Genomic DNA, 23,256 nt, shown 5'->3' with positions numbered 1-23,256 from the left:
AAATGGCTTTGGAAATCAAAGTTCTGGACTTTGGCGATATCGAACTGGAATCGAGTTTCCTCGTGCTTGCGCGCGACTGTGGCAGGGTCCGCAGGGTGCCGGTCTATGGTTTCCTGATCCTTGGCGGGCAATATCCGATCGTTGTCGACACCGGCTACCGCGACAATGCGATCATGGAGACGCTCGGCATGCGCGGGCTCCAGTTCCACGAAAACATGATCGAGCGGCAGCTCGCCAATCATGGCGTCAAGCCCGGCGACGTGCGGTACGTGTTGCATACGCACCTGCATATCGATCACGCCGGCAAGGATGATCACTTCCCGATGAACACCACCGTGGTGATCAATCGCCGCGAACTCGAGTGTTCGGTTTCGGGCCTGATGCATCCGCAATATCCGAAACCCGATATCCAGCATCTCATCGAGCGGCTGCACACGCGCCATGCCATGCGGCTTGAAGACCTTGAACTGTCAGGTCCGGTGGAAATCATCCCTGGCGTGGTGATGGAAGCCGCAAACGCGCACACCGAGGGCTCGATGAATGTCCACGTCGAGACCGCGGAGGGCCGGGCGACGATCTGTGGCGACGTGATCTATGATTTCAACGACCAGATCATCGAACCGGTCTTCCAGATCAGCGATCATGAACCGCAGGTCACCGGCAACCACGCCGGCTCGAAGCGCTCCGAGAAGGCTGCCATCAAGAAGCTGCTCAACTCGTCGAGGTTCCTTCTGCCCGTGCACGACAAGCCGGCCCTGATCGAGCATGGCCAGGTGATCGGGCGGCTGGACATGCAGATACCCGGTCCGGTCAGCCAGACCGTTCCGAAACGCAATTGGTTTGCCGTATAGTGGGAGGTTAGCATGGCTCATCAGGCTGTGGATCCGGACTTCCGGCGATTGATCGACGAGCACGCGCCGGTGCGCCAGGCAGGAAGTGGTTTCACCTTTACCGAAGGTCCGATCTGGCATCCGGCGGATCAGTATCTCCTGTTCTCGGACATGCCCGCAGATGTGCGCCGCCGGCTTGACCGGGGCGGCGTGCGCGAGGTGTTGCGCCCATCCAACAAGGGCAACGGCATGACCTATGACAGGGATCTCAACCTGCTGGTCTGCGAACATGCCACGTCCTCAGTCGCCCGCTTTCGTCCCGATGGCCGGCGCGAAGTGCTGGCCAGCCACTACGAGGGGCGCGAACTCAATTCGCCCAACGATATTTGCGTCAAGTCCGATGGATCGATCTGGTTCACCGATCCCTGGTACGGGCGCATGCCGGTTTACGGCATCGAACGGCCGCGGGAACTTGGCTGGCAGGGCGTGTTCCGGTTGCCTCCGGGCCATCGTCCCGGCGACGAGCCGGAGCTGGTTGTCGACCGCTACACGTTCTCCATGCCCAACGGGCTGTGCTTTTCGCCGGATGAAAGCCTGCTCTACATCAACGATACCGAGCAGGCCAACATCAGGGTGTATCAGGTTCAGTCCGATGGAACCCTCAAGCACGGCAAGGTGTTTGCCTCCGGCATTCGCGACAGCCTGCTGCCCGGCGTGCCCGATGGCATGAAATGCGATGCGGAAGGCAATGTCTGGTGCACGGCGCCCGGGGGGCTCTGGGTCTATCACCCCTCCGGCAGGCTTCTGGGCAAGGTCTCCATTCCCGAATTGCCCGCGAACCTGCACTGGGGCGGGTCCGATTGGCGCACGCTATATGTCTGTGCAACGACCTCGGTCTACGCCGTCGATGTGAAGGTCGGTCCTCGCAACGAGCCGTTCATGCGGGCACGTGGCAGCACTTCCTCGTCTGCCACGCCCTCTGCCGCCGTCCCCAGCGATGGATCGGATCCGCTCAGGCTCGACGCCAGCCGCTGCGCGCTGATCATCCAGGACATGCAGAACGATGTCGTCATGGAGGGAGGCGCGTTTGCAGACAGCGGTTCGCCCGAGCATTGCCGGCAGCAGAACGCCATCGCCAACATCGCCCGGCTCGCCGAGCGGTGCCGTTCGCTGGGCGTGCCGGTGATCCATGTTCATTTTCTGGTGCCGCCAGGCGCAAAGGGACTCACGCTGAACGCCCCGCTGTTTGAAGGCGTGATCGACAATGCGGCCCTTGTCCGCGGCACCTGGGGCGGTGCGCCGGTTGCCGGCCTCGAGCCGCAAGAGGGCGATTTCGTGGTGGAAAAGATGCGCATGTCAGCATGGGAAGGGTCGAATCTCGAAACCATTCTCAAGGCCGAAGGCCGCGACATGATCATCGAAACGGGCGCATGGACGAACATGTCGATCGAGCACACCGCCCGCACCGGGGCGGACAAGGGCTACGTCATGGTGATCCCGGAAGACGGATGCTCGACGATGAACGCCGACTGGCACAATGCCTCGATTAACTACGCGCTGCAGAACGTGTCGCTGGTGACAAAGACAGACGCGGTGATCGCAGCGCTCGGCTGAGCCTGCAGCAAGACCGTTTGCAGGTGCAGGGCAGAGGTTCGGTTGAAATGCTTCCGCTGGCCTGGATTGCTCCGGTCCCCGGAACTGGAGCGAACCCGGGTGTCAGTTCACGCCACGCCGGCCGGATCAATCGGCGAGTTTACATGCGCTCTGGGAATGAAAGAATGGTGCCCCCGGCAGGATTCGAACCCGCGACCCCCCGATTGCAAATCAGACATTTTGGTGATTCTTGCGGATCCTGTAGAGTCAGGGGACGGATAAAAACTAATAAAAACAAATAAGCAATGAGATTTGCATTCCCTAAGATTATTGCGATTTCCTGCTGATTTGCTTACTATTTGCTTACTATTTGCTCACTATTTGCTTACTATTTGCTTACTGGTTTCCTTGGGTTAGGAGGCCAAGTCATGCCAAAGATCACCAAACGACTGATTGATGCCACTGCTGCCACCGACAAGGATGCGTTCATTTGAGATGATGAATTGGCGGGCTATGGGTTAAAGGTCACTCCTTCCGGGAGAAAGGTCTCTTTGTTCTTCAATACCGGATAGGGCGACGCTCACGCCGCATCACGCTTGGCACATTCGGTGCGTTGACCGCTGATCAGGCGCGTTCGCATGCACAAGCCGCCTTGCGGCAGATAGCGCGTGGCGATGACCCCATGGCCGAGCGGGACTTGAAAAGGGCGGAGAAGGGCGCAGGCTAGCTCCTAGAGCAGTTCCTTCAAGAGCATGCCGACGCAAAACTCAAAGGCCGCTCAAGTGCCGAATACAGGCGCTTGGTAGAAACTCTAGTGCCGTCGAACCTGTCTAGGCTCCCGATCACCGAAATTGGTCGCTCTCATGTTGCCCAAGTTCATAATGATCTGGCGAAAACACCATACCAGGCGAACCGTCTGTTGGCGGTGCTGCGCAAGTTCTTCAACTGGTGTGAGCAAAATGGCTTTCGGGCGGATCACAGCAATCCAACTTTGCATGTCGTGCCTTTCAAGGAGTGCAAGCGTGAATGATTCTTATCGTCTGCCGAGATCACTCATCTGGGCGAAGCACTTGCTTCGGTAGAAAGAGGAGGGGGCCCAAAGCCCTTTTGTGATTGCGGCACTCAGGTTGCTCATTCTAACTGGTGCGCGATTGAGTGAAGTTCTGACGCTAAAATGGGATTGGATTGATTTTGACAATTCCTGCATCCGGCTTCCTGACCCCAAGACCGGTGCGAAAACGATTTACTTCAGTCCGCAGGCTAGGCAAGTTTTGACCAGTCTGCCGCGTTACGAAGACAATCCTCATGTCATATGTGGGCTGAAAAGGGGCTCGTGCCTAGTCAATCTGCAAAAGCCGTGGCGCAGAATCCGCAAACGGGCAGGGCTCGACAATGTGCGCATTCATGATTTGCGCCATTCCTTTGCATCAATAGCTGTCGCCAGCGGCATGTCCCTTCCTATGATTGGAAAACTGCTGGGCCATTCCCAACCTCAAACAACTGCACGCTATGCACATTTATCCGATGATCCGCTGAAATTTGCGGCCAATCAAATCGGTGAAAAGATCGATATATTTCCAGCAACGACGAAAACTAAGCAAACTTGAATTTCAAGTCATTTGGCGGATCGATTTTGACCTGTACCCCTGGAACCTCCCCTGATTGAGGTTGGTCTGTTCCTACTGAAGGAACTACGCCAGCAACACGGCGAAAGCCATGTGACCTTGTATAAGTGGCGTGCAAGGTTTGCGGCATGGAAGTGTTAGGCGGCAAGAAGCTGAAGGCGCTGGAAGCCGAGAACGCTAAACTTGAAATGCCGCTGGCAGATCAGATGTTGTATGTCTCGACACCAAGAGAAATGCTACGCAAGAGCTTATAAGGTCTGGCGCACGGCGGCGCGTCGTGGATTTGGCCATGACAAAGAAGGGATCTCTACAGCGGCGGGCCTCGTCGGCTGGGGTCGACCCGCGTGTTTATCGGGGGGGGGGGCGTCAACGCGATCGGAAGATGCTGAGCTACGGCGCGGTTAAAGGAATTCTCATCAGAGTGGTGACGATTTGGCCATCGAAATCCGCATGTCCTGTTGCGGGTTGAAGGCCGGCAAGTGAAATGGAGGAAAGCTATATCACCTCTTCGAGGAGGAAGGGCCCGCCGTGCGCAAACGTGGTGGCAGGAAGCGTGCCTTGGCACCATAGCGCCGATGGCAATCCCGCAGCGGCCTAACAGCTCTGGAGTTTAGACTTCGTAGCCGATAGCCTGTCGTATGGATCGCCGGTCCCGCATCCTGAACGTGATTGATGAATTCAGACGGGAATGTTTGGCCGCAGTTGTCGATACCGCCCTGTCAGACATCCGCGCCGCACGTGGACTTAACCAAATCGCCGAGATGTGGGACTACGTCTGCATGGTGGTCGGTGACAATGAATTAGAGCTGACCGAGAACGCGATCCTGACTTGGCAAGAGGACCGCACAGTTGAGTGGTGATTACATCGCGCCGGCCAAGTCCATGCAAAACGGAATCGTTGAATTCTTCAAAGGTCGGATGTGCGACGAATTGTCGAATGACCACCTGTTCGCCAATTTAGATCATACTCGCAATCTGGTGACGGAATGGTGCACCGATATCAACCAGTGCCACCCGCATTGCAGCCTCGCTGGCTTGACGCCACAGGAATATGTGACGTGAGAGCCGATTTTGGACCACCCGGCTGGGGCACGTCACATCTTGCAGATCCATTCAAAGAATGCTCTTGCTGGGCCGGAAATTTCCCTTCCGCTGCGAATTACCATCGAGATCTCACGATGCGCCCAATCCTCGGCAATCGGGATCGCGCGGATGGGCAGCATGTCGGTGTAGGGCACGACGAATTGCTCGGGCAGAACTGCAATGCCGAGATTGTTGGCCACCATTGTGCGGGCTATCTCGTTGGTGCTGGCCATGTAGCTGTAACTGAATCCCGAATTGGCCATGCCACCAACCTTCCTCAGCAGCCGCGTGAGCGAGCTGGTTTCGCTGACACCGATGACCTGAAATTCGAGCATCTGAGAAAACCGCACGCTTCCAAGGTCTGCCAGGGCGTGGATTGCAGCAACCGCTAGCACCAATTTGTCGCTGCAGTAGGGATAGGTCGTCACGCCCTCGGGCAACCGCATGGTGTTGGAGACGAAACCGATATCGGTCGAGCCGCCCGCCACGTGGTGGAGGATATCCGGTGTCAGCTGTTCCTGAAGATCGACGGCGACGTTGGGGTGGGCATCGAGAAACTCGCGAATATGTCTGGCCAGTCCATTGACCAGCGAGGAGCCATTGGCGCTGATCATCACCCGGCCGATGTTGCCCGCCTTGAGCTTATCCATGTCCGAACACATCAGACCCAGCGTTGCAAAGGTCTCGCGGGTGCGCGCGGCCAGCAGCCGCCCTGCTTCCGTGATTTCCACGCCGCGCGAGTGGCGTGTGAAAAGCTGTTGGCCAAACTCGATCTCAAGCTCGGATATGCGCCGGCTGACGGCGGAAATGGACAGGTTGAGATTTTCCGATGCAGCGCGAATGCTTTCGGTATCGACGACCGTCAAGAATGCCTTCAGGCTGACAAAGTCAATATTCATGAGAGGCTTTTTCTGATCATGGATTACGACGGTGACCGGCAGCGCAAAATGTGGGTGCAATGCCGGTGGCTGGCATGGCCGGAACCTACTCGCCGCCGCGGAGCTCCGCAAGACTGATAACGATCAACAAGCTCCGTCGAACGCTTCCGGAAGGCGCGGCATCTCACGGAAGCCAAGCGAGGCGCCAGGATACAAATGGCAAAACCGTCTAGTCAGTCCTGGCGCAACACCCCATTTTGGACGAATGCGTCGATTTCGGCCTGGCTGAAACCGGCTTCAGCCAGCACCTGGCTGCTGTGCTCACCCAAGCTCGGTGCCGGATATCGGACTTCGCAGGACTCCTGGCTGAATTTCATCGGGAACCCCAGCATCTGCACGGAGCCGCGGTCACCATGATCGACCTCGATCTTCATGTCACGGTGCATGATTTGGGGATCCTCGAAGACTTCCGACACCGACAGGATCGGCCCTACCGGAACACCGGCCTTGTTGAGGAGCGCGATCCAGTGATCGCCTGGGGCAGACTTGAAGATCGGCTCCAGAATATCACGCAAGGCACCACGATTGGCCAGCCGGTCGGCATTGGTCACAAACCGGGGGTCACTGTGCAGATGCTGCAGATCCATAGCGGCAAGCAACTTCGCGTAGACCCCGTCATTGCTGGGCGCCAGGGCAATCGGCTTGTCCGCCGTCTCGAACACTCCATAGGGCGCAACCAGCGGGTGATCGTTGCCGCTGCGCATCGGCGATCTGCCGACCGCCAGGTGATCGGACGCCATGTAACTGAGCAGACTGACCATGCTGTCGGTCAGGCTGATGTCAACATTCTGAACCCCGGAAGGCGCACTGCCTGCTGCCGGTCGGTCCACCAGGCGTGAAACCACACCCAATGCGCCATAGAGGCCGGCCACCAGATCGCTGATCGGAAGCCCCGAACGGACGGGCGGTTCGCCTTCGACGCCATTGACGCTCATGAAGCCGCTGAGGGCCTGGGCGATAAAATCAAAGGCCGGCCGCTGCGCATAGGGACCGCTGGCGCCGAAGCCACTGATGTTGCAGACGATCAGCTTGGAATTGAGTTCTTCCAGTTCCGGTATGGACAGGCCCATCTTGTCGAGCACACCCGGTCGGAAATTTTCCACCAGGACATCGGCGCTGCGGATTATCTGTCTGAGAATGGACTTGCCTTCGTCGCTGTAAAGGTCGAGCGAAACTGAGCGCTTGTTGCGATTGTAGGCCGCGAAATACCAGCTGAAGCCATTCACCTTGGCGCCCTGCTCGCGCAGCGGGTCGCCGCCGATGGTCTCGATCTTGATCACATCCGCGCCCAAATCTGCGAGGAGCTGGGTGCAGAACGGACCGGAGATGATACGTGTCAGGTCGACAACCCGAATTCCGTTGAGGCTCATGCTTGTCTCCGTCATTGTCCGGCGTAGGTGGTCGGGCGCAGGTGGCTCAACCCGAAGCGCGTGCCGAGGCGTTCAAGTCATAAAGGGTTCCGACCGGTTCGGAGCGTAACAGCCGGGCGGGAAGAGTGCGTCCGAGCCTGCTTTCAAGCAGCTTGCCTACGTCAATTAGAGTCGGCAGATCAATGCCGGTAGACAGACCTTCCAGATGCAGAAGATGCACCAAGTCCTCGGTCGAGATGTTACCCGATGCGCCGGGCGCGAATGGACAACCGCCAAGACCACCAATGGCACTTTCAAACCGGTTTGCACCGGCTTCCAGGCCCGCCATGACATTGGCGAGCCCCATGCCTCGGGTGTCGTGAAAATGCAGGATCAACTGCATGTCCGGCAGTTCCGCCTGAAGGCTCGAAATCAGTTGCTTTACCCGCCGCGGGGATGCCGAGCCGATGGTGTCGCCTAGTTTGAGAACCCGGATTCCCATCGCATGGTACGCCGTGGCGAGCTTGAGCACCTGAGCGGTCCCGACCTGTCCCTCGAACGGGCAGTCATAGGCCACGGCCACCGAGCCATAAAGCTCAGCATCAGCCGTTTTGGCCAGTTCCCCAAGCGGCTTGATGCGCTCAAGCGCTATCTCGATACTTGTGTTGGAATTGGCCAGCGAATGGCTTTCAGTAGCAGATGCAAAGGCGACCCAGACCTTGACATTTGCCGCAATGGCCCGCCTGGCACCGCGTTCATTCGGCACTAGCGCCTCAAGCACAAGTCCGTCGACGGGCTTGATGCCGGCGATCACCGCCTCGGCGTCAGCAAGTTGCGGGATTGCCCTGGGCGAGACAAACGAGGTGGCTTCGAGTCGGCGCAATCCGGCCGCGGTCAGACGGTTGCCGAGATCAATCTTGTCAGCGGTCGAGAAGAACCCCTTTTCGCTCTGCAACCCGTCCCGCAGTCCGACTTCAGTGATTTCAATCCGGTCCATTGCTCACCCTTTGGAACGACCGAAGACATGATCGGCGGAAGGAAACTGCCGGGTGCGCACTTCGTTTGCAAAAGTCTCGATGGCTTCGCGGATGGTGGGCATGACCTGGGCATAGCGCTTGACAAATTTGGGCTTGAAATCCTCGAACATGCCGATCACGTCGTCGACCACCAGAATCTGCCCGTCGCAATCTACCGAGGCGCCGATGCCGATTGTGGGGATCGACATCACCTGATTGATCTTCTCGGAGGCGGATTCGATCACCCCCTCGATCACCAGCGCGAAGCAACCCGCACTTTCCATCGCCTTTGCCGCAGTAATCAGTTCCTGAACGGCAAGCTCATCCTTACCTTGGGTCTTGAACCCGCCCATCGTGTTGATGGATTGCGGCGTCAAGCCGATATGGCCCATCACTGGCACACCACGTGTCGACAGGAAGGCCACGGTTTCGGCCATTTCGATACCGCCTTCGAGCTTGACTGCATCGCATCCGGTTTCCCGCAAGATCCGGGCCGCACTCATGAAGGCCTGCTCGGGGCTTGCCTGGTAATCGCCAAACGGCAGATCGACCACCACGCAAGCATGATTGCAGGCCCGCACCACGGCCCTGCCGTGCCGGATCATGGTGTCGAGGTCAACGCCTACTGTGGAATCCTCGCCATAGATCGTCATCGCCAGCGAATCCCCGACCAGGATGAAGTCGACGATGGAATCCATCGCCTTGGCCATCGCGGCGGTGTAAGCGGTCAGGCCGACAATCGGTTCGCCACCCTTGCGCGAGCGAATGTGCTGGGAGGTTATCTTCTTTGATGTTGTATGGACGCTCACAATGGTCTCACTTTGCTTGACTTAAAACCGGCATGGACTGCATACCGCCTGCACTAGCGCCACGCTTGGGAGGATAGCGCGAGATGTGCAGGCAAGGCATCCTGGCACTGTTGGAGCCGGCAGCCGGACATTTCTCCAGGTTGGAAAAAGCGCGCCAGCGGCTGGATCGAAATTCGGACATGACCGACAAATCGGCAAGTCTCGATTGGCGAATGCTGTGTCCCGTCTGGCCGAATGCACCAACCCCTTTGGCTACCCGAACGGGATAAACAGCACGATCTGCGGAAACAGGTAGATCAGGAAAACGGTCAGCAGCATGATCGCTAGGAAAGGCAGCACACCCTTGGTCACCTCGCCCAGGCTGGCCTTGCCGACCGCCTGGATGACAAACAGGTTGAGCCCCACTGGCGGCGTGATCAGCGCGATCTCGATCATCAACATGAAGACGATGCCGAACCAGACCGGATCGATGCCCATGCTCAAGAGTGCAGGAAACAGGACCGGCACCACGATCAGCAGCATCGACAGCGATTCGAGGAAGAAACCGAGGATCAGCAACGCAACGCAGACAATGAAGATGAACGAGCCGACCTGGTCGAAATTGTCGATGATTAGCCCGGAGATTTCGTGGGGAATCCGGTAAAGCGTGATCGCCTTGGCAAAGATCTTGGCGCCGGCAACAATGAGGAAAATCGTCACGGTGGTCCGCATCGATCCGATCACCGCTTCGCCGAAGAGTTGCCAATTCAGCGTGCGCAGCATCAGGCTGGTAATGATGATGGCGAGCACGAAACCGACACCGGCAGCTTCAGTTGGTGTAAACACACCGCCATACAGACCGATGAAGATGATCAGAGCCAGACCAACACTGGGCAATGCCCGGATACTGGCTGCCTTGCGCTCGTCCCAGCTTGCCTTAGGCAGCGGATCGAAGGCCTTGGTGTAGGCGGCATAGAGCATAGAAAAGGCGATGAACAATCCCGCCAGAAGCAACCCGGGCGCGACACCGGCCAGAAACAGCGAAACAATGCTCTGCTCCGTCAGAACGCCATAGACAATCAGCGGCACCGATGGGGGGATCAGAATGCCCAGCGTGCCACCGGCAGCAAGCAACCCGAGCACGAACGGGCGCTGGTAACCGCGTGACGTCATTTCCGGGATCGCCACCGTTGCAATCGTCGCCGCAGTGGCAATCGAACTGCCTGAAATCGCGGCAAAAATGGCGCAGGAAATGACGGTTGCCACGGCCAGTCCGCCTGGCCAGTGCCCAACCCAGCTTTGAACGGCCGCGAACAGGTCACGGCCAACACCACCCTTGAGCAGGATGTTGGACATCAGCAGAAACAGCGGGACTGCCAGCAGAATGAAGGAATCGACCGAACTGTAGAGCGCCTGGGTAACAATAATCGGGTTGAGACCATCAAGGATGATCAGCACCGCGCCCATGCCGCCGAGTGCAAAGGCAATGGGTATCCCGATCAGCAGGACAGCAAACAGCGAAAGGATGATCAGGAACGCGGTCATCTAGATGGTATCTTCCCAATTCCGGTCGACGTTACCCTTCAGATGGCCGTCGCGAAGCACCCCCTGCGCCTCGACTAGGCACTGGATGAAAAGCAGCGCGAAGCCAATTGGAATGGAGATTTCTGTCAGCCATTGCGGAACCGACAGCATCGAGGCGGTCTTGCGGCCAATCTGGACGCTCTCGTTGACGGTCACCACGCCATAATAAACAGCGACAACGCTGAAGGCGGCGATCCAGATCAGCGTCAGAAATTCACTCGCCAGTCGCCAGCGGGGCGACATCTTGTCCTGTATCACGGTGATCGAAATCAGTTCGCGTTTGTGAAGCAGGTGCGCGGCTGACATGTAGACCGCCCAGATCAGGAAAAACCGCGCCATCTCCTCGGTCCAGCTGGTGGGAGCAAGGAAGACATAGCGCATGACCACTTCGTAACTGATCATCACCCCGATCGCGACGAAAAGCGCGCTGGCGACAATGGCGAAATAACCGGTGAGTTTGCTGAACATCGACGGACCAAGCCCCGACCTGGAGTTAATGGCGCCGACCCTGTACGGCCGGCGCCAGAAACCGAAGACTACTGAAGTGCCTCAGCAGCTTCCACAACTTTACGACCGAGGTCGCCCGAGCTTTCGATGTATTTATCGATCATCGGCGCAGATGCCTTTTTCCAGGCGGCAAGCTGTTCGTCATCAAGCGTGATGACTTCCATCTTGGTCTGGGTCCGGACGAAGTCGATCGCCTCGATTTCCTTGCGGTTGACGTCGTCGCGCAGACTCTTTTCAACCTGCTTGGCGGCTTCGTCGACGATCGCCTTGTGGGCATCGCTCAGCCCATCCCAGACGCCCTGGTTGATCAGTACCACAAATTCCACGTCAGCGTGGTTAGTGACGGTGAGATGGTCGAGCACCTCATAGATCTTGCGCGAGGTCACGCCCGCTGCCGATGACATACCGGCATCGACAGTCCCGCGCTGATAGGCGAGGAATTGCTCTGAGCCGGAAATCAGGGCTGGCGCGCCGCCCAGCAACTCAACGAAATTGCCCAGCGTCTTGCCGAACACGCGGACCTTCATGCCCTTGAGATCTTCGGGCATGTGAACCGGCTTGTTGCTCATGACAACAGCGCCGCCAACGGCCTGCCACCACAGCACCTTTGCACCGGTTTCAGCAATTGCACCGTCAAGCAGCTTGCGGATTTCGCTTCCGGGCGCGGTTGCCTTCTCGACGGCTTCGAGCGACGGCAGGCTGAACGGAACATAGAAGAAATCAACAGCCGGGATGGTACCGGCGAAACGGGTGAGCGAAGCTGTACCCATGGCGACGGCACCGGAGGAAACCGCCTGCGGCACTTCGCTGTCCTTGTACAATTGTGCGGAGTCGTAGATTTCGACCGCGATCTCGCCACCGGATTTCTCCTCGACTATTTTTTTGAATTCCATAAGATTTGACGTGGTCGGATGTGAGGCCGGAAGCTGCGCGGTCACCTTGAGGGTGACATCAGCGGCCCAGGACGCAACAGCGCCGGCCAGTGTAACGCCAATCGCAAGTCCTGCTGCGGTCAGCAACCGCGCCGTGGTGCTAGTTTTCATATCTGTGCTCCTCCCGAGAGACTCAAGTTTTCTTGCGGATCATTCATTGGTAGAATGGCACGAGGTCTGCCACCATTCTCTTTTGGCGAACCCAGCGTCTCAATTTGATGAGAGATGGCTGTCCGTGACTGGCTCAGCCTACGACAGTGCACCTGATCCGGTCGCGAACGACATTGAACAACTCGCAAATTCGCACGCGGTTTCTTCCTTAAAAAACGGCACAAGTAGGCAGTGTTGAGCAGAATCTATTTCAGTGATGATTTCAAGCGGGATGCGGTCGCTCGGATTACCGAGCGGGGTTACGCTGTTGCAGAGGTTTCGAAGCGGCTGGGCGTCAGCCCGCATTCTCTCTACGTATGGATGAAGAAATTTTCACAGCCTCCTGGCGGTGACGACAAGGATGCCGAGATCAGGCGACTGAAGCACCAATGACCAGGACCTGAATATCCGGACAGAACGGTTGACCGCCGAGGGGTGCAGCCTCATTTGCTCGGAAAAGGTGTCTGGCAAGAGCCGCGACGAACTCGCTACCATTCTCAGTTTCCTTCGACCAGACGACGAGCTGATGGTCACGCGGCTAGACCGGCTTGGCCGCGATACCCGGGACGTGTTGAATATCATCTATGAATGCGAGCAAAAGCAGGCCTTCGTGACCGTGCTCGATCCCTACGTCTCGACCAAGGGCGAAATGGGTCAGATCGTGATGACGGTGTTTGGTCGGAGCAAGGGTGGCAAGCAACGGATTGATCGGGATGAAGTCCTGCGGTTGGCAGGCGGTGACGAAAAGCCATCCGCAATTGCGCGGATGCAAGTTTATCGGATTCTAGGTGAAAATGGCTGACGCCTGAAATGGGGCTGAATTGCCCCTAAATTTGTGCACGCCTTCGTTCCTGAATTTGAGGCGGGGCGGCTATGATTGGCAAAGTCGGCAATGCCGCCGTTCGTAGAAACCATAGCGAACGACCGCTCTCCGCCCTTATTGCGTTTGCGACAAAAACAGTGGCCGTCATAGCGTGGCCAAATCGAAAATTGCAAAAGCCAAACGGGCACGCATGGGATTTGTAGCCGACATTCTGTTGGTGTCGCGGACCGTTAGGGAACAGCGGGCATTTAAGAAGCTGGGAACCAACCAGTTCGCATTATAGCTTATCAGTGGCCGCCTCTTTTTCCAGCGTGGTGCGAGCCTCCTTCTTCAGGCTCACCTTGTCGACCTTGCCAACCGGAAGCATCGGCAGCGCGTTGGAGACTATGAAGCGTTTAGGGATCTTGTAGCTGGCAAGCTGTTCTGCGCACCACGCCTTGAGTGACTCCTCCGTGAGATGCGATCCAGGCTGCTGTGAGACATAGGCCCATCCTACCTCATCGAAAAGTGGATCTGGGAGCCCGACTACCGCGCTCAGAACTACCTGGGGATGTTCCTCCAGCGCAAGTTCGATTTCGCGCGGATAGACGTTATAGCCTCCAGATTTGAACATCTCGCTCATGCGACCGATGAACTGGATACTTCCGTCCTGGCACACGCGTGCGATGTCGCCCGTCTTCAGCCAGCCATCAGTGAACACCGCCTCGGTCTCGGCGGGACGCTCAAAATAGCTCTTCATGCAATAGCGTGCGCGCACCTGGATCTCGCCGTCCTCGCCAACGTCGCACACCGTGCCGTCAGTGCGCGCTACGCGCACCTCGCCCGGTGGAGTCGGGTAGCCGATCGTGTTCATCATCACGTCGCGGTTGTAGCCGTCTTTGCGCGCGTAGGTTACCGAACCGCAGCTCTCGGTCATGCCATAGGTCAGGCCAACATTGCATTTGGCGGCAAACAGGATGTCGATCAGACTGCCTGGCATCGCCGCGCCTGAGTAGATGACCCATTGCAGCTGGTCGAGCATACCCCGCTCAAAAGCCGGGTGCTCTGCAAGCATCTGGAACATAGTGGGCAGCGTGTAGAGCATGTTGATCTCACCCGCCTTTATCGCTCGCACGAAATCAGCAGGCCGATGCTTGTCGACCAGTGTGATCGTACCTGCGCCAACGAAAGTAAACAGCGAGAGGAAGTGCATTCCGCCGATATGGTTGATTGGCAGCGGGTTCATCACGCGCGGATAGGGGGTGGCAGGGAATTGTTCGTTCTGTGTCCGGCTGCGGCGCAGGAGCTCGCGCTGGCGAAGCTGCACGCCCTTGGGACGTCCGCTTGAGCCAGATGTATAAACGAGTAACGCCGCCGCTTCGGAGTTGACGGCAGCAACCGCCAACTCGACAGCGAGCACTCTGTCGGCGCTGTCGGGCTCGTCAAGCCAGTCGGCGAAGGAAACATCGTAGCCGGAAATGCCATCGAGGCCGACTGTACGCGCGATCGAACTATGCACGCGGCGGATCTCTAACAGGTCTGCTGCATAGTCGCGGCCTTCGTGTTCGCGAATGCCGAAGATCAGCTTTGGGCGGGCGTCCGAGACCACGTAGTGTAGTTCGCGCTGTGTGTATTTTGGATTGAGGCCTAGCCACAACACGCCGAGCTTCGCGGCGGCGAGGAAGATCACCATCACCTCGGCGCGCGGAGCAGCCAGCGTCGCAATCCGGTCGCCCGCGCGCACGCCCGCCGAGTACAGTGCCCTGGTACAGCGCATCACCTCGGCGCGCAGCTCGGCATAGGTAAGGCTCGTCTGAGCATCGCGAACTGCCACTCGGTCGGCATGATTTTCAGCGTGATGGTCGAGGCAGTCGCCAAGCCGCGTTTCGTCGTTGAATTGGTCGAGTTCGGCCATGGTTATCTGCCCCCTTCAAGCTTGTGGTCCTTGTTCTTAAGGCCCGCTATGAACGCTTGGCGCGCGGCGTTGCCTTCGGGATCGGTCATGCAGACCAGCATGTCGTCCATGTCGGCATAGCTGGTCGAGGCCGAGAGCGCGTTCGAGGCGGCATTGGTCGAGCGCTTGATTAGCTGGGCGGCCAGCCGCGGGACGCTGCAGGCCTCGCGGGCCAGTTCGAAGGCCGTCTTGTCGGCATCGTTCCCTTTGGCGATTTTGTCGGTTAGGCCCCATTTGTCGCATTCGGCCGCTGAATGGCGGCGGCAGAGGATCGATAGCGTCTTGGTGCGGGCTGGGCCTATCAGACGCGTCAGCCGCGGCACGGTATTCCAGCCATAGATGAGTCCGAGCCGCGCCTCCGGCACGTAAACCCAGGCATCTTCGGCCATGACACGCCAGTCGCTGGCCAGCGCTAGCGCTAAACCACCGCCGACCGCGCCGCCGGTGATCGAGGCGATGGTAAGCTGTGGCAGCGTTTCCCACTCCGTGCACAGCCGACCGCCCTTATGGGTCATGCGGCGCACTCTGTTTACGTCGGTCTCGTTCTCGATGGCATCGAAAGTTGAGACGTCCGCGCCGGCGCTGAAGAAACCGCCCTCGCCACGCAGGACGATCACCTTAGTATCGGAGTCCTCGTGAAAGCTGGAAGCGGCCTCCATCAGCCCATCGATCATCTCGTCTGTGATGGCGTTTTTTTGCGCGGGACGATTGAGCGAAACTACGGCTATCTCGGGCGCGTCGGGAAGATGTTCTATGCGAACTGGTTTCTGTGCTGTCATGACTTTGGATCCACGATGAGTTTGCCGATATGTTTATGCGCAACTAGTTCGGCCAGCGCTTCATTGATTTTTTCGAGCGGGAAGCTGGCCGCGATATGCGGCCTAATCGCGCCCTGACGGTAATATTTGGCCAGCTCCTCGAACATCGCGTCTGTGCGTTCGGGAAGGTGCGTCTGGTAGACGCCCCAATAAAGGCCAATTACGTCGACGTTCTTCACTAGCAGATGGTTGGCCGGGAAATTCGGAATGTTACCGCTGGCGAAGCCGACGATGACAAAGCGCCCCTCGAAGGCAAGCGCGCGTAACGCTTGGCGAGCAAGCTCGCCGCCAACCACGTCAAAGACGATGTCGACGCCTTTTCCGCCGGTCGCTTGCAGAAGCCGTTCCTTCAGGCCGGCGTGGTCGGCGTCGAGGACGGTAACGTCGCCCATCGAAGCAATCGCGGCGCGCCGCGCTGCGCCGCTTGCCGTTGCGATCACCCGGGCGCCGCGCGCAAGCGCGAGCTCTACCGCCGCGCGGCCGACGCCTCCCGCAGCGCCGGTGACGAGGACGGTTTCTTCGGGCTTAAGTCTCCCGCGCTCGAACAGACCGCATGCGGCAGTGCCGTAAGGGATGAAGAAGCCCGCCGCCTCGCTGAACGGCATCTCATCCGGCACGCGTTGCGCGCGCGCTACATCGAGTAATGCCTGTTCGGCATAGGCCCCGGAGACGACCTGTCCCATCACCCGGTCGCTCAGCCGGAACTTCGTAACGTCTGCGCCGACCTTCGTCACAGTGCCGGCAAGCTCGGCACCCGGTATGAAGGGCGGCTGCAGTTTTTCCTGATAAGTGCCGCCGATGACTAGCGTATCGGCGAAGTTGAGCCCTGCTGCGGCCACCTCGACCAGTATCTGTCCCGGTCCCGGCTCGGGCGTGGCGACGGTGGCTACCGGCAGCCTGGCCGGCCAGCGCAGTTCCTCGCAGACAACCGCGCGCATGGTCATTGGCCCATGCTCCCCGGCAGCCACAGCACGATTTGCGGAAAGATTAGCATGGTCAGGATCAGCAGGATGTGGGCGGCGACATGCGGCCACACGCCGCGAAACACAGTCTCCACCGGCTGGTTGGTGTTGCGCGCGACCACGTAGACGTTGAGCCCGATCGGTGGAGTGACCATGCCAACCTCCGCCAGAAGGATGATGATAATACCAAACCAGATAGGGTCGTAACCAAGCGACAGCACCACTGGCAACACTACCGGTACGGTCAAAATAAGGATCGAGAGCTGGTCGAGAAAGCAGCCGAGGACGATGTATAGCACGACCAGGAACAGCATCACGGCGTAGGGCGGCAGGTCGTGGGCGGCGACAAAGTTGACGAGGTTCTGAGTGACCTGCGTGATGGTGATGAAGAAGCCGAATATCTGCGCCGAGATCACGATGAGGCCAATCATGGCGGAGGTGAGCACGGTGCTTAGAAGCGCGCGCTTAAAGGTATCCCAGTTCATGTGGTCGGTGATCACGGCGAAGACGAATGCGCCGAGTGCACCGAGTGCGGAGGCCTCCACCGGCGTGGCGATGCCGAGATAAATGAGGCCTGTCACCAGCATGAACAGACCAAGGAAAGGACCGGCGACGCTGAGCGAGCGGAATCGCTCGCTCCAGGAATAGCTGCGCCGCGAGGGGGCAAGCGAGGGGTCGCGCCAGATCAGCAACCAGATAGTCGCGATGATGAACAGCGTGACGAGAAGACCGGGCACGATGCCCGCCACAAGCAGCTTGGCGACGCTGGTTCCGGTCAGAAGGCCGTAGAAGATGATCGCTATGCTTGGCGGGATAAGCATGGCGAGAGTGCCGGCGATTGAGACGATGCCGCTTGCGAAGCCGCGCTCATAACCTTCGTCCACCATCGCGGGAATGCTGGTGGAGGACAGCGTTGCCGCTGCCGCCGTGCTCGAGCCAGAGATCGCGCCAAAAGCGGCGCCAGTAAGCGCCGTCGCGATACCCAGGCCACCCGGCAACCAGCTCGTCCAGCGGGCGATGGCATGAAAGAGTGAGCTCGATACGCGGCTTGCAATCATGAACTCTGCCATCAGCAGGAACATCGGGATGGTCAGGAACTCATAGCTGCTGATCGCGGACGCGGGCGCGGTGGCGAGGATGCCGAACAGAAGCTGCGAGCCACCGAACATATAGAGACCCGCCGCGCCCGCGATTGCGAGGCTGAAGGCGACGGGAATGCCGAAGCTGAGGTTGAGGAGGAGAAGCAACACTGTGATGATGACAAACATGGCTCACTCCTGCGGAATCGCGTGGGCGTCAATGCCGATTTCGAGCTTGTCGGCGACGGAAGGATCGAGTGAGGCGCAAAGGTGAGCTAGAGCTCGATGCAGGGAGCGCAGGGCGAGAGGCGCCATGCCGAGAGGAATCAATATCTTGCCGGGCCAGATTGGCCAGATTACGGCCCCGAAGAGTACGTCTCCGTTGCTCCAAGAAGTCCAGGCTTCCTCCGCGCCCAGCCAGGCGACCCAGAAGAAGACGAAGCTTGCGGCCAGGCTGCCGATAGCAAGCGCTGCGTGATAGGCGTGCTGATTCATTATCTGGGCGAAGAAATCGACGCTAATATGATAGTTGAGTCTTAGCGTGTAGGACAGGCCTAGAAAGAAGCCCGCAATCAGAAGGTAGTGAATGGTCAGGTCGTAGACCCACTCCAGCGGATTGTTGAACGCATAGCGCATCAACACGTCCGCCCCGGTTATCGCCATCATGGTTAGGATCGCTGCCCCGGCCATCGCCGCCAGAAATACATCCAGCCATTTCAGGTATCTGTCGGCTTCAATCAGCGCTTTTAGCATGGTTTTGTAGCTCCTCCGCGCTGCCACTTGTTTGCTGGCACCGTCGCCGACGGTGCCAGCACGCAAGGGGTCGGCCCACCGGCTAGTCACTCTCGCGCCAGTTGGCGCTCTTGTCTCTTACTTGGAGTTGAGCGCATCGCGGAAGGCCGCGAGCACTTCGGAGCCGGGCTTTCCGAGACCGTCGACCTGCTCGGCCCACTGCTGCTGAACGGTCGAGAGCGAGTTGTCCAGCTTGGCAAGCTCTCCGTCTGCCATACTGTTGGCTTCTACGCCGTAGCCTTCGAGCTCCTTGATCACCTTCGGCTCCTCCGCGTCCACATACTCGCAATGGTTCTTCGTGGCGAACTTACCTGCTTCCGTTAACGCCGACCTCTGGTCATCGGAAAGCGAATTCCAGGCACGATTGCTGATGGCATAGACCGTGATAAAACTGCCTAGGCTAACATCGGTCGTCTGATGCTTGAGTACTGTCTGCAGGTCGAACACCTTGACGCTTTGCAGCGGCGCGAAAGAGCCGTCGAGTGTGCCGCGGCTCATGGAAGCTAGGATGTCAGGGCCGGGCATGCGCACGGAAACTGCCTCAAGCGCATTGGCGGTCATGTCCATCGCGCCGCCGGCAGTGCGGATCTTGAGACCCTTGAAATCGTTAACAGTTTCAACCTTCTTCGCCACAGTCAAGATCTTGTAAGGTGCGTAGGCGATGGAGACGAGGATGCGCACATCGTATGGCTTGAATTCATTTTCCGCGATGATGCCTTCGCCGGTGGCCAGCTCGGCGAAGGCGGCCGTGCCCTCGCAGGCTGTATCAAACATCGCCGGAAGCTCTGCAACAGAGCTCAGGACAAACTTGTCAGAAATGTATGCTGGCGAAATGTCGGCGATGTCGGCTACGCCGGTCTGCACTAGGCGCAGCGCGTCCTGACCTTTGCCGAGCTGGCCACCCGGGAAGAACTGGATGTCGATGCTGCCGCCGGACAGTTCTTTGACCTTTTCCATAAAGGGCTCAGCGGCGTTGGCAACGGTGTAGTGGCTTACAGGCATCCAGTCTGCGAACTTTAGCGTAACCTTTTCCTGTGCGAGTGCTGGGGCGGTCGTGATGCCAAGAACGGCGGCAAATGCGGCGCTGAAAACGGTGTGCCCGATATTACTGTAAGTCATGTCTACTTCTCCTCCACTTAATGTTCTGATCATTTCCCAAGTTCGGTGGGTCCGCTCGATACGGAGTGTGCCACCAGTCGCGCGGCAGCTGCTTTCGATGCTGCGCGGATTTGATTCGCCAACTCTTCCAAAGGGCGCGATTTCATGCGTGCTGTGGGTCCGGTGACGCCGATGCTGTAGACGGCGCCGAAAGGCGCAACGAACACCGGCGAGGCGATGGAGAACACGCCTTCATCGATCTCTCCATCGCAGATGGCATAACCCCTGCTACGCACCTCACCGAGCTCTTGCCACAAGCCTTCCAACTGTTCGGGGATTAGCGGCATGTCAGATTTCTCATGCGCGCTGTCCAGCCACGTCTGGACATCTTGCGTCTCACAGAAGGCGAGTATCGCTTTGCTGGAAGAGCACTTATCGAGCGGCCGCTCGCCGAGTCCAGGGAAGATGTAGGACTGCTGGGTTCCTGGTACCGGCAGCGCATCGACGATCTCAATGCGGCCGAAGTGACGACGCGCGAAGAATGCCGTTTCCTGCAGCTCCGTTGCCAAGTTTAGCAGGATTGGCAGGATTGTATGGGAACGCTGCGCGTTGAACATGCGCGGGATCAGGAGGTCATCGAGTGCGGGGCCGAGCTCGAATATTGCGGAGCGCCGCTGCCGAAGATAGCCGACTTCGCACAGGGTCATAGCGAGACGATGAGTCGTGCTGCGCGGCAGTTGAACTGCGTCGGCAATTGCGGTCGCGCCGATACCATCGTCCGACAGGGCAACGGCGGACAGAACCTGATGGTAACGCTGGAGCAGTTGAGATGTCATTGTTCCACCAATTGAGATTGAATCTCACGTTATGAGACGCGCAGAAAGCAGTCAAGTGGAATTCGCCGCACGATACAAGCGTGGCTGCTGCTTGTACGCGCTCTGTGGTGGCCGTATCGCTGGCGTCGGATGAGCCGCATGTCAGCGTCGGATCAGAATAATCAATTGTCCAGAAGTGGCGGCACCCACCGAGGTCGATAGAGCCGAAGTCATGCTCGCCGTACGTGTCATTTTCTGAAGTAAATTCATCAAAATGCCGGACCCTCCTCAACAGGGTCCGGCGGTCGCTTTCTTGCATGGCAGCAACACCAGCAGTCATCACGATGTTGATTTCCACTGAGAACTGACCCGGCTACAAAGGATATTTCCATCGAGAATTGACCCATGTTTGAACCTTGCCCTGCGTTTTTTCAGCGGGGGCTACGGAGTGATCGACATGGCATTATTGAGCGTGATCCGACGCTGGCATTCTTGAGAGAAATTATCGATCCGGGAGATTGGCCGCAGGACTGGCCTGTCCCGGAATACCGTTCGCAAGTATCTGCGCGTTGACTGTGGAGAGCCGAAGTTCAAGGTTCCTGAGCGACCTAGCAAGCTCGATCCTTTTGCCGACCGATTGTCGGCCTGGCTGAGGACGGAGGCCAAGAAGTCCCGCAAGCAGAAACGCACCATGAAGCAGCTGCATGGGGACTTGGTGAGCCTGGGCCATGAGGGTTCCTACAATCGTGTTGCCGCCTTCGCCCGGGATTGGAAGGCGGATATGCAGAGAGAACTTCAGACGACAGGACGCGGGACATTCGTGCCACTGGCGTTCGATCCGGGTGAAGCCTTCCAGTTCGACTGGTCGGAGCACCGGCGATCATCGGCAATGAACGCACCAAGCTGCAGGTGGCCCATACTAAGCTCAGTTACTCCAGGGCTTTCATTGTCCGGGCCTATCTGCTGCAGACCCACGAGATGCTGTTCGACGCCCACAATCATGCCTTCCGTGTCTTCAGCGGCGTTCCCCGCCGCGGCATCTACGACAACATGAAGACCGCGATCGACAAGGTCGGACGGGGCAAGTCGAGAAGAACGTTCAGGATGCTCGTCATCGACTGTGGCAGCCACTGCCTCGCTTTCCATCGCTTGAAGCCCTGAACGACTGGTTGGAGGGGCGATGCAAGGAACTCTGGGCGCAGACGTCCCATGGCAAAATGCGGGGCACGATTGCAGACATCTGGGCTGAGGAAGTGCAAGCTCTCATGCCGGCATCCCGGCCGTTCGACGGCTTTGTCGAATACACCAAGCGAGTGTCCCCGACCTGCCTGGCGCACCTGGAGCGCAACCGCTACAGCGTTCCGGCATCCTTCGCCAATCGCCCGATCTGTCTTCGGGTCTATCCAGACCGTATCGTTGTCGCCGCAGAAGGACTAATCATCTGGGAGCACAGGCGCATCATCGACCGTTCTCATGATCGGCCAGGACAGACTATCTACGACTGGCGGCATTATCTGGCGGTGGTCCAGCGTAAGCCCGGCGCTCTCGCCTCGTCGATGGCAAATCCATCACGCCGCCTTCCATCGATGCGCTGCAGGCCCTGGCGCTCGCCAATGAACCCAAGGCCAATGTCGAACGCTACGACACTCTGCGGAAGGCTACGGAGGTGCGCCATGCGTCATAATACAGCGAGCGGCACTATCGTCATCATGCTGCGAAGCCTGAAGATGCACGGCATGGCACAGGCCGTCGGCGAACTGACCGAACAGGGATCGCCGGCCTTTGAGGCCGCCATTCCAGTCCTGTCGCAACTACTCAAGGCCGAGACGGCAGAGAGGGAGGTCAGATCAACAGCCTATCAGCTGAAGACGCCCGCTTTCCAGCCTATCGTGATCTGAACGGCTTCGACGTCTCAAGCAGCGAGGTCAATGAAGCCCTGGTGCGCCAGCTGCATCGATGCGACTTCCTCGACGAGGCCAACAATATCGTGCTGGCCGGCGGCCCTGGCGAAGGCAAGACCCACATCGCCACGGCGATCGGCGTGCAGGCAATAGAGCATCATCACAAGCGCGTCCGGTTCTTCTCGACTGTCGAACTGGTCAACGCGCTTGAGCAGGAGAAGACACAAGGTCGGTCAGGTCAGTTCGCCAATCGCCTGATGCATTCCGATCTCATGATCCTTGATGAGCTTGGCTATCTACCGTTCAGTGCATCAGGCGGTGCTTTGCTCTTCCATCTGCTGAGCAAGCTCTATGAGCGCACCAGCGTCATCATCACCACCAAGCTCAGCTTCAGCGAATGGGCCGGCGTGTTTGGCGATGCCAAGATGACGACCGCGCTGCTCGATCGGCTCACCCATCACTGCCACATCCTCGAAACGGGAAACGACAGCTTCCGCTTCAAGAACAGCTCGGCCCATGAACCCAAAAACGCAAAGGAGAAAAACCAGAACTTGACCGCAACATCAGACCCGAAGGATAACTGAAAGGCGGGTCAAATCTCGGTGGAAATACCGGGTCAGTTCTCAGTGGAAATCAACAC

At 58.4% G+C, this 23,256-nt stretch carries 23 protein-coding genes and 4 pseudogenes; 12 read left to right on the top strand and 15 right to left on the bottom strand.

What is annotated here, in order from left to right; genetic code table 11:
- Positions 1 to 2 precede the first annotated feature (2 nt).
- From O4H62_RS02495 to O4H62_RS02465, 8 genes are all read left to right on the top strand, one after another.
- Positions 3 to 851: an N-acyl homoserine lactonase family protein gene (locus O4H62_RS02495; protein ID WP_269385545.1), complete on the top strand. Its 849-nt coding sequence runs from the start codon at positions 3 to 5 to the stop codon at positions 849 to 851.
- 12 nt (positions 852 to 863) lie between these two features.
- Entirely contained in the window at positions 864 to 2,444 is a 1,581-nt protein-coding gene (locus O4H62_RS02490; RefSeq protein ID WP_269385544.1) for an isochorismatase family protein, read from the top strand.
- A 481-nt stretch (positions 2,445 to 2,925) separates the two neighbouring features.
- Positions 2,926 to 3,150 (top strand): Arm DNA-binding domain-containing protein, encoded by a 225-nt coding sequence (locus O4H62_RS26490; protein WP_430538383.1) that lies wholly within the window; start codon positions 2,926 to 2,928, stop codon positions 3,148 to 3,150.
- 72 nt (positions 3,151 to 3,222) lie between these two features.
- A complete protein-coding gene (locus tag O4H62_RS02485) occupies positions 3,223 to 3,453 on the top strand; it encodes a hypothetical protein (RefSeq protein WP_269385543.1) in 231 nt (76 codons plus the stop codon).
- 79 nt (positions 3,454 to 3,532) lie between these two features.
- The gene (locus O4H62_RS02480) at positions 3,533 to 4,030 is read left to right on the top strand and encodes a site-specific integrase (RefSeq protein WP_269385542.1); all 498 of its coding nucleotides are present in this window, start codon (positions 3,533 to 3,535) and stop codon (positions 4,028 to 4,030) included.
- 146 nt (positions 4,031 to 4,176) lie between these two features.
- Positions 4,177 to 4,302: a hypothetical protein gene (locus tag O4H62_RS02475; RefSeq protein WP_269385541.1), complete on the top strand. Its 126-nt coding sequence runs from the start codon at positions 4,177 to 4,179 to the stop codon at positions 4,300 to 4,302.
- Positions 4,303 to 4,713: 411 nt separating this feature from the next.
- A complete protein-coding gene (locus O4H62_RS02470) occupies positions 4,714 to 4,908 on the top strand; it encodes a hypothetical protein (protein WP_269385540.1) in 195 nt (64 codons plus the stop codon).
- The gene (locus O4H62_RS02465; RefSeq protein ID WP_269385539.1) at positions 4,898 to 5,110 is read left to right on the top strand and encodes an integrase core domain-containing protein; all 213 of its coding nucleotides are present in this window, start codon (positions 4,898 to 4,900) and stop codon (positions 5,108 to 5,110) included. Before O4H62_RS02470 ends, O4H62_RS02465 begins: the two co-directional genes overlap by 11 nt.
- Before the next feature lie 32 nt (positions 5,111 to 5,142).
- Here the strand turns inward: O4H62_RS02465 and O4H62_RS02460 are convergent, their stop codons facing one another.
- The 7 genes from O4H62_RS02460 to dctP (O4H62_RS02430) all read right to left on the bottom strand — a co-directional run bounded on the left by O4H62_RS02460 (position 5,143) and on the right by dctP (O4H62_RS02430) (position 12,356).
- Positions 5,143 to 6,141 (bottom strand): LysR family transcriptional regulator, encoded by a 999-nt coding sequence (locus O4H62_RS02460; RefSeq protein WP_269385538.1) that lies wholly within the window; start codon positions 6,139 to 6,141, stop codon positions 5,143 to 5,145.
- Positions 6,142 to 6,242: 101 nt separating this feature from the next.
- Positions 6,243 to 7,439 carry a CaiB/BaiF CoA transferase family protein gene (locus tag O4H62_RS02455; protein WP_269385537.1) on the bottom strand — a complete coding sequence of 399 codons (1,197 nt, stop codon included), beginning with the start codon at positions 7,437 to 7,439 and terminating at the stop codon, positions 6,243 to 6,245.
- Positions 7,440 to 7,485: 46 nt separating this feature from the next.
- Positions 7,486 to 8,415: a hydroxymethylglutaryl-CoA lyase gene (locus tag O4H62_RS02450; RefSeq protein ID WP_269385536.1), complete on the bottom strand. Its 930-nt coding sequence runs from the start codon at positions 8,413 to 8,415 to the stop codon at positions 7,486 to 7,488.
- Positions 8,416 to 8,418: 3 nt separating this feature from the next.
- Positions 8,419 to 9,243, bottom strand: a complete 825-nt coding sequence (panB, locus tag O4H62_RS02445) for a 3-methyl-2-oxobutanoate hydroxymethyltransferase (RefSeq protein WP_269385535.1) — start codon at positions 9,241 to 9,243, stop codon at positions 8,419 to 8,421.
- A 252-nt stretch (positions 9,244 to 9,495) separates the two neighbouring features.
- Positions 9,496 to 10,767, bottom strand: a complete 1,272-nt coding sequence (locus O4H62_RS02440; protein WP_269385534.1) for a TRAP transporter large permease — start codon at positions 10,765 to 10,767, stop codon at positions 9,496 to 9,498.
- The gene (locus O4H62_RS02435) at positions 10,768 to 11,274 is read right to left on the bottom strand and encodes a TRAP transporter small permease (protein WP_269385533.1); all 507 of its coding nucleotides are present in this window, start codon (positions 11,272 to 11,274) and stop codon (positions 10,768 to 10,770) included.
- 68 nt (positions 11,275 to 11,342) lie between these two features.
- Positions 11,343 to 12,356, bottom strand: coding sequence for a TRAP transporter substrate-binding protein DctP (gene dctP / locus O4H62_RS02430; RefSeq protein ID WP_269385532.1), 1,014 nt, complete (start codon positions 12,354 to 12,356; stop codon positions 11,343 to 11,345).
- Between the two features lie 234 nt (positions 12,357 to 12,590).
- Here dctP (O4H62_RS02430) and O4H62_RS02425 point away from each other — a divergent pair.
- Positions 12,591 to 12,785, top strand: a pseudogene (locus O4H62_RS02425) (transposase); the annotation flags it as partial.
- Between the two features lie 31 nt (positions 12,786 to 12,816).
- Positions 12,817 to 13,197 (top strand): recombinase family protein, encoded by a 381-nt coding sequence (locus O4H62_RS02420; protein WP_269385531.1) that lies wholly within the window; start codon positions 12,817 to 12,819, stop codon positions 13,195 to 13,197.
- A gap of 298 nt (positions 13,198 to 13,495) precedes the next feature.
- Here O4H62_RS02420 and O4H62_RS02415 read toward each other — a convergent pair whose 3' ends face one another.
- The 8 genes and pseudogenes from O4H62_RS02415 to O4H62_RS02380 form a co-directional block, all read right to left on the bottom strand.
- The gene (locus O4H62_RS02415; RefSeq protein WP_269385530.1) at positions 13,496 to 15,112 is read right to left on the bottom strand and encodes a class I adenylate-forming enzyme family protein; all 1,617 of its coding nucleotides are present in this window, start codon (positions 15,110 to 15,112) and stop codon (positions 13,496 to 13,498) included.
- A 2-nt stretch (positions 15,113 to 15,114) separates the two neighbouring features.
- On the bottom strand, positions 15,115 to 15,930 hold the full coding sequence (locus tag O4H62_RS02410) for an enoyl-CoA hydratase/isomerase family protein (protein WP_269385529.1): 816 nt from the start codon (positions 15,928 to 15,930) through the stop codon (positions 15,115 to 15,117).
- Positions 15,927 to 16,913 carry an NADPH:quinone oxidoreductase family protein gene (locus tag O4H62_RS02405; protein ID WP_269385528.1) on the bottom strand — a complete coding sequence of 329 codons (987 nt, stop codon included), beginning with the start codon at positions 16,911 to 16,913 and terminating at the stop codon, positions 15,927 to 15,929. Before O4H62_RS02405 ends, O4H62_RS02410 begins: the two co-directional genes overlap by 4 nt.
- Positions 16,910 to 18,199 carry a TRAP transporter large permease gene (locus O4H62_RS02400; RefSeq protein ID WP_269385527.1) on the bottom strand — a complete coding sequence of 430 codons (1,290 nt, stop codon included), beginning with the start codon at positions 18,197 to 18,199 and terminating at the stop codon, positions 16,910 to 16,912. Before O4H62_RS02400 ends, O4H62_RS02405 begins: the two co-directional genes overlap by 4 nt.
- Positions 18,200 to 18,202: 3 nt before the next feature.
- A complete protein-coding gene (locus O4H62_RS02395) occupies positions 18,203 to 18,763 on the bottom strand; it encodes a TRAP transporter small permease (protein WP_269385526.1) in 561 nt (186 codons plus the stop codon).
- 117 nt (positions 18,764 to 18,880) lie between these two features.
- The gene (gene dctP, locus O4H62_RS02390; protein ID WP_269385525.1) at positions 18,881 to 19,921 is read right to left on the bottom strand and encodes a TRAP transporter substrate-binding protein DctP; all 1,041 of its coding nucleotides are present in this window, start codon (positions 19,919 to 19,921) and stop codon (positions 18,881 to 18,883) included.
- A 29-nt stretch (positions 19,922 to 19,950) separates the two neighbouring features.
- On the bottom strand, positions 19,951 to 20,736 hold the full coding sequence (locus tag O4H62_RS02385) for an IclR family transcriptional regulator (RefSeq protein ID WP_269385524.1): 786 nt from the start codon (positions 20,734 to 20,736) through the stop codon (positions 19,951 to 19,953).
- Between the two features lie 106 nt (positions 20,737 to 20,842).
- A pseudogene (locus O4H62_RS02380) lies at positions 20,843 to 21,055 on the bottom strand (DUF3768 domain-containing protein); the annotation flags it as partial.
- Between the two features lie 168 nt (positions 21,056 to 21,223).
- Between O4H62_RS02380 and istA the strand changes: the two are divergent.
- Together istA and istB are read left to right on the top strand one after the other, a co-directional pair.
- A pseudogene (istA, locus tag O4H62_RS02375) lies at positions 21,224 to 22,399 on the top strand (IS21 family transposase).
- Positions 22,389 to 23,200, top strand: a pseudogene (istB, locus tag O4H62_RS02370) (IS21-like element helper ATPase IstB). The pseudogenes istA and istB overlap by 11 nt, the downstream one beginning before the upstream one ends.
- Positions 23,201 to 23,256: the final 56 nt, after the last annotated feature.

This window comes from Parahoeflea alexandrii (assembly GCF_027214025.1).
In the GTDB taxonomy this organism is placed as follows: Bacteria; Pseudomonadota; Alphaproteobacteria; order Rhizobiales; family Rhizobiaceae; genus Hoeflea; species Hoeflea alexandrii_A.
The sequence above is the reverse complement of the archived record's forward strand: the minus strand, read 5'-3'. Positions and strand labels throughout refer to the sequence as shown.

Bases quoted from the DNA above. Each gene is read 5' to 3' on its own strand.
- O4H62_RS02495 (WP_269385545.1), top strand. From the start codon at position 3: ATGGCTTTGGAAATCAAAGTTCTGGACTTTGGCGATATCGAACTGGAA.
- O4H62_RS02490 (WP_269385544.1), top strand. From the start codon at position 864: ATGGCTCATCAGGCTGTGGATCCGGACTTCCGGCGATTGATCGACGAG.
- O4H62_RS02475 (WP_269385541.1), top strand. From the start codon at position 4,177: ATGGAAGTGTTAGGCGGCAAGAAGCTGAAGGCGCTGGAAGCCGAGAAC.
- O4H62_RS02455 (WP_269385537.1), bottom strand. From the start codon at position 7,439: ATGAGCCTCAACGGAATTCGGGTTGTCGACCTGACACGTATCATCTCC.
- O4H62_RS02450 (WP_269385536.1), bottom strand. From the start codon at position 8,415: ATGGACCGGATTGAAATCACTGAAGTCGGACTGCGGGACGGGTTGCAG.
- O4H62_RS02440 (WP_269385534.1), bottom strand. From the start codon at position 10,767: ATGACCGCGTTCCTGATCATCCTTTCGCTGTTTGCTGTCCTGCTGATC.
- O4H62_RS02435 (WP_269385533.1), bottom strand. From the start codon at position 11,274: ATGTTCAGCAAACTCACCGGTTATTTCGCCATTGTCGCCAGCGCGCTT.
- dctP (WP_269385532.1), bottom strand. From the start codon at position 12,356: ATGAAAACTAGCACCACGGCGCGGTTGCTGACCGCAGCAGGACTTGCG.
- O4H62_RS02415 (WP_269385530.1), bottom strand. From the start codon at position 15,112: ATGGCCGAACTCGACCAATTCAACGACGAAACGCGGCTTGGCGACTGC.
- O4H62_RS02410 (WP_269385529.1), bottom strand. From the start codon at position 15,930: ATGACAGCACAGAAACCAGTTCGCATAGAACATCTTCCCGACGCGCCC.
- O4H62_RS02405 (WP_269385528.1), bottom strand. From the start codon at position 16,913: ATGACCATGCGCGCGGTTGTCTGCGAGGAACTGCGCTGGCCGGCCAGG.
- O4H62_RS02400 (WP_269385527.1), bottom strand. From the start codon at position 18,199: ATGTTTGTCATCATCACAGTGTTGCTTCTCCTCCTCAACCTCAGCTTC.
- O4H62_RS02395 (WP_269385526.1), bottom strand. From the start codon at position 18,763: ATGCTAAAAGCGCTGATTGAAGCCGACAGATACCTGAAATGGCTGGAT.
- dctP (WP_269385525.1), bottom strand. From the start codon at position 19,921: ATGACTTACAGTAATATCGGGCACACCGTTTTCAGCGCCGCATTTGCC.
- O4H62_RS02385 (WP_269385524.1), bottom strand. From the start codon at position 20,736: ATGACATCTCAACTGCTCCAGCGTTACCATCAGGTTCTGTCCGCCGTT.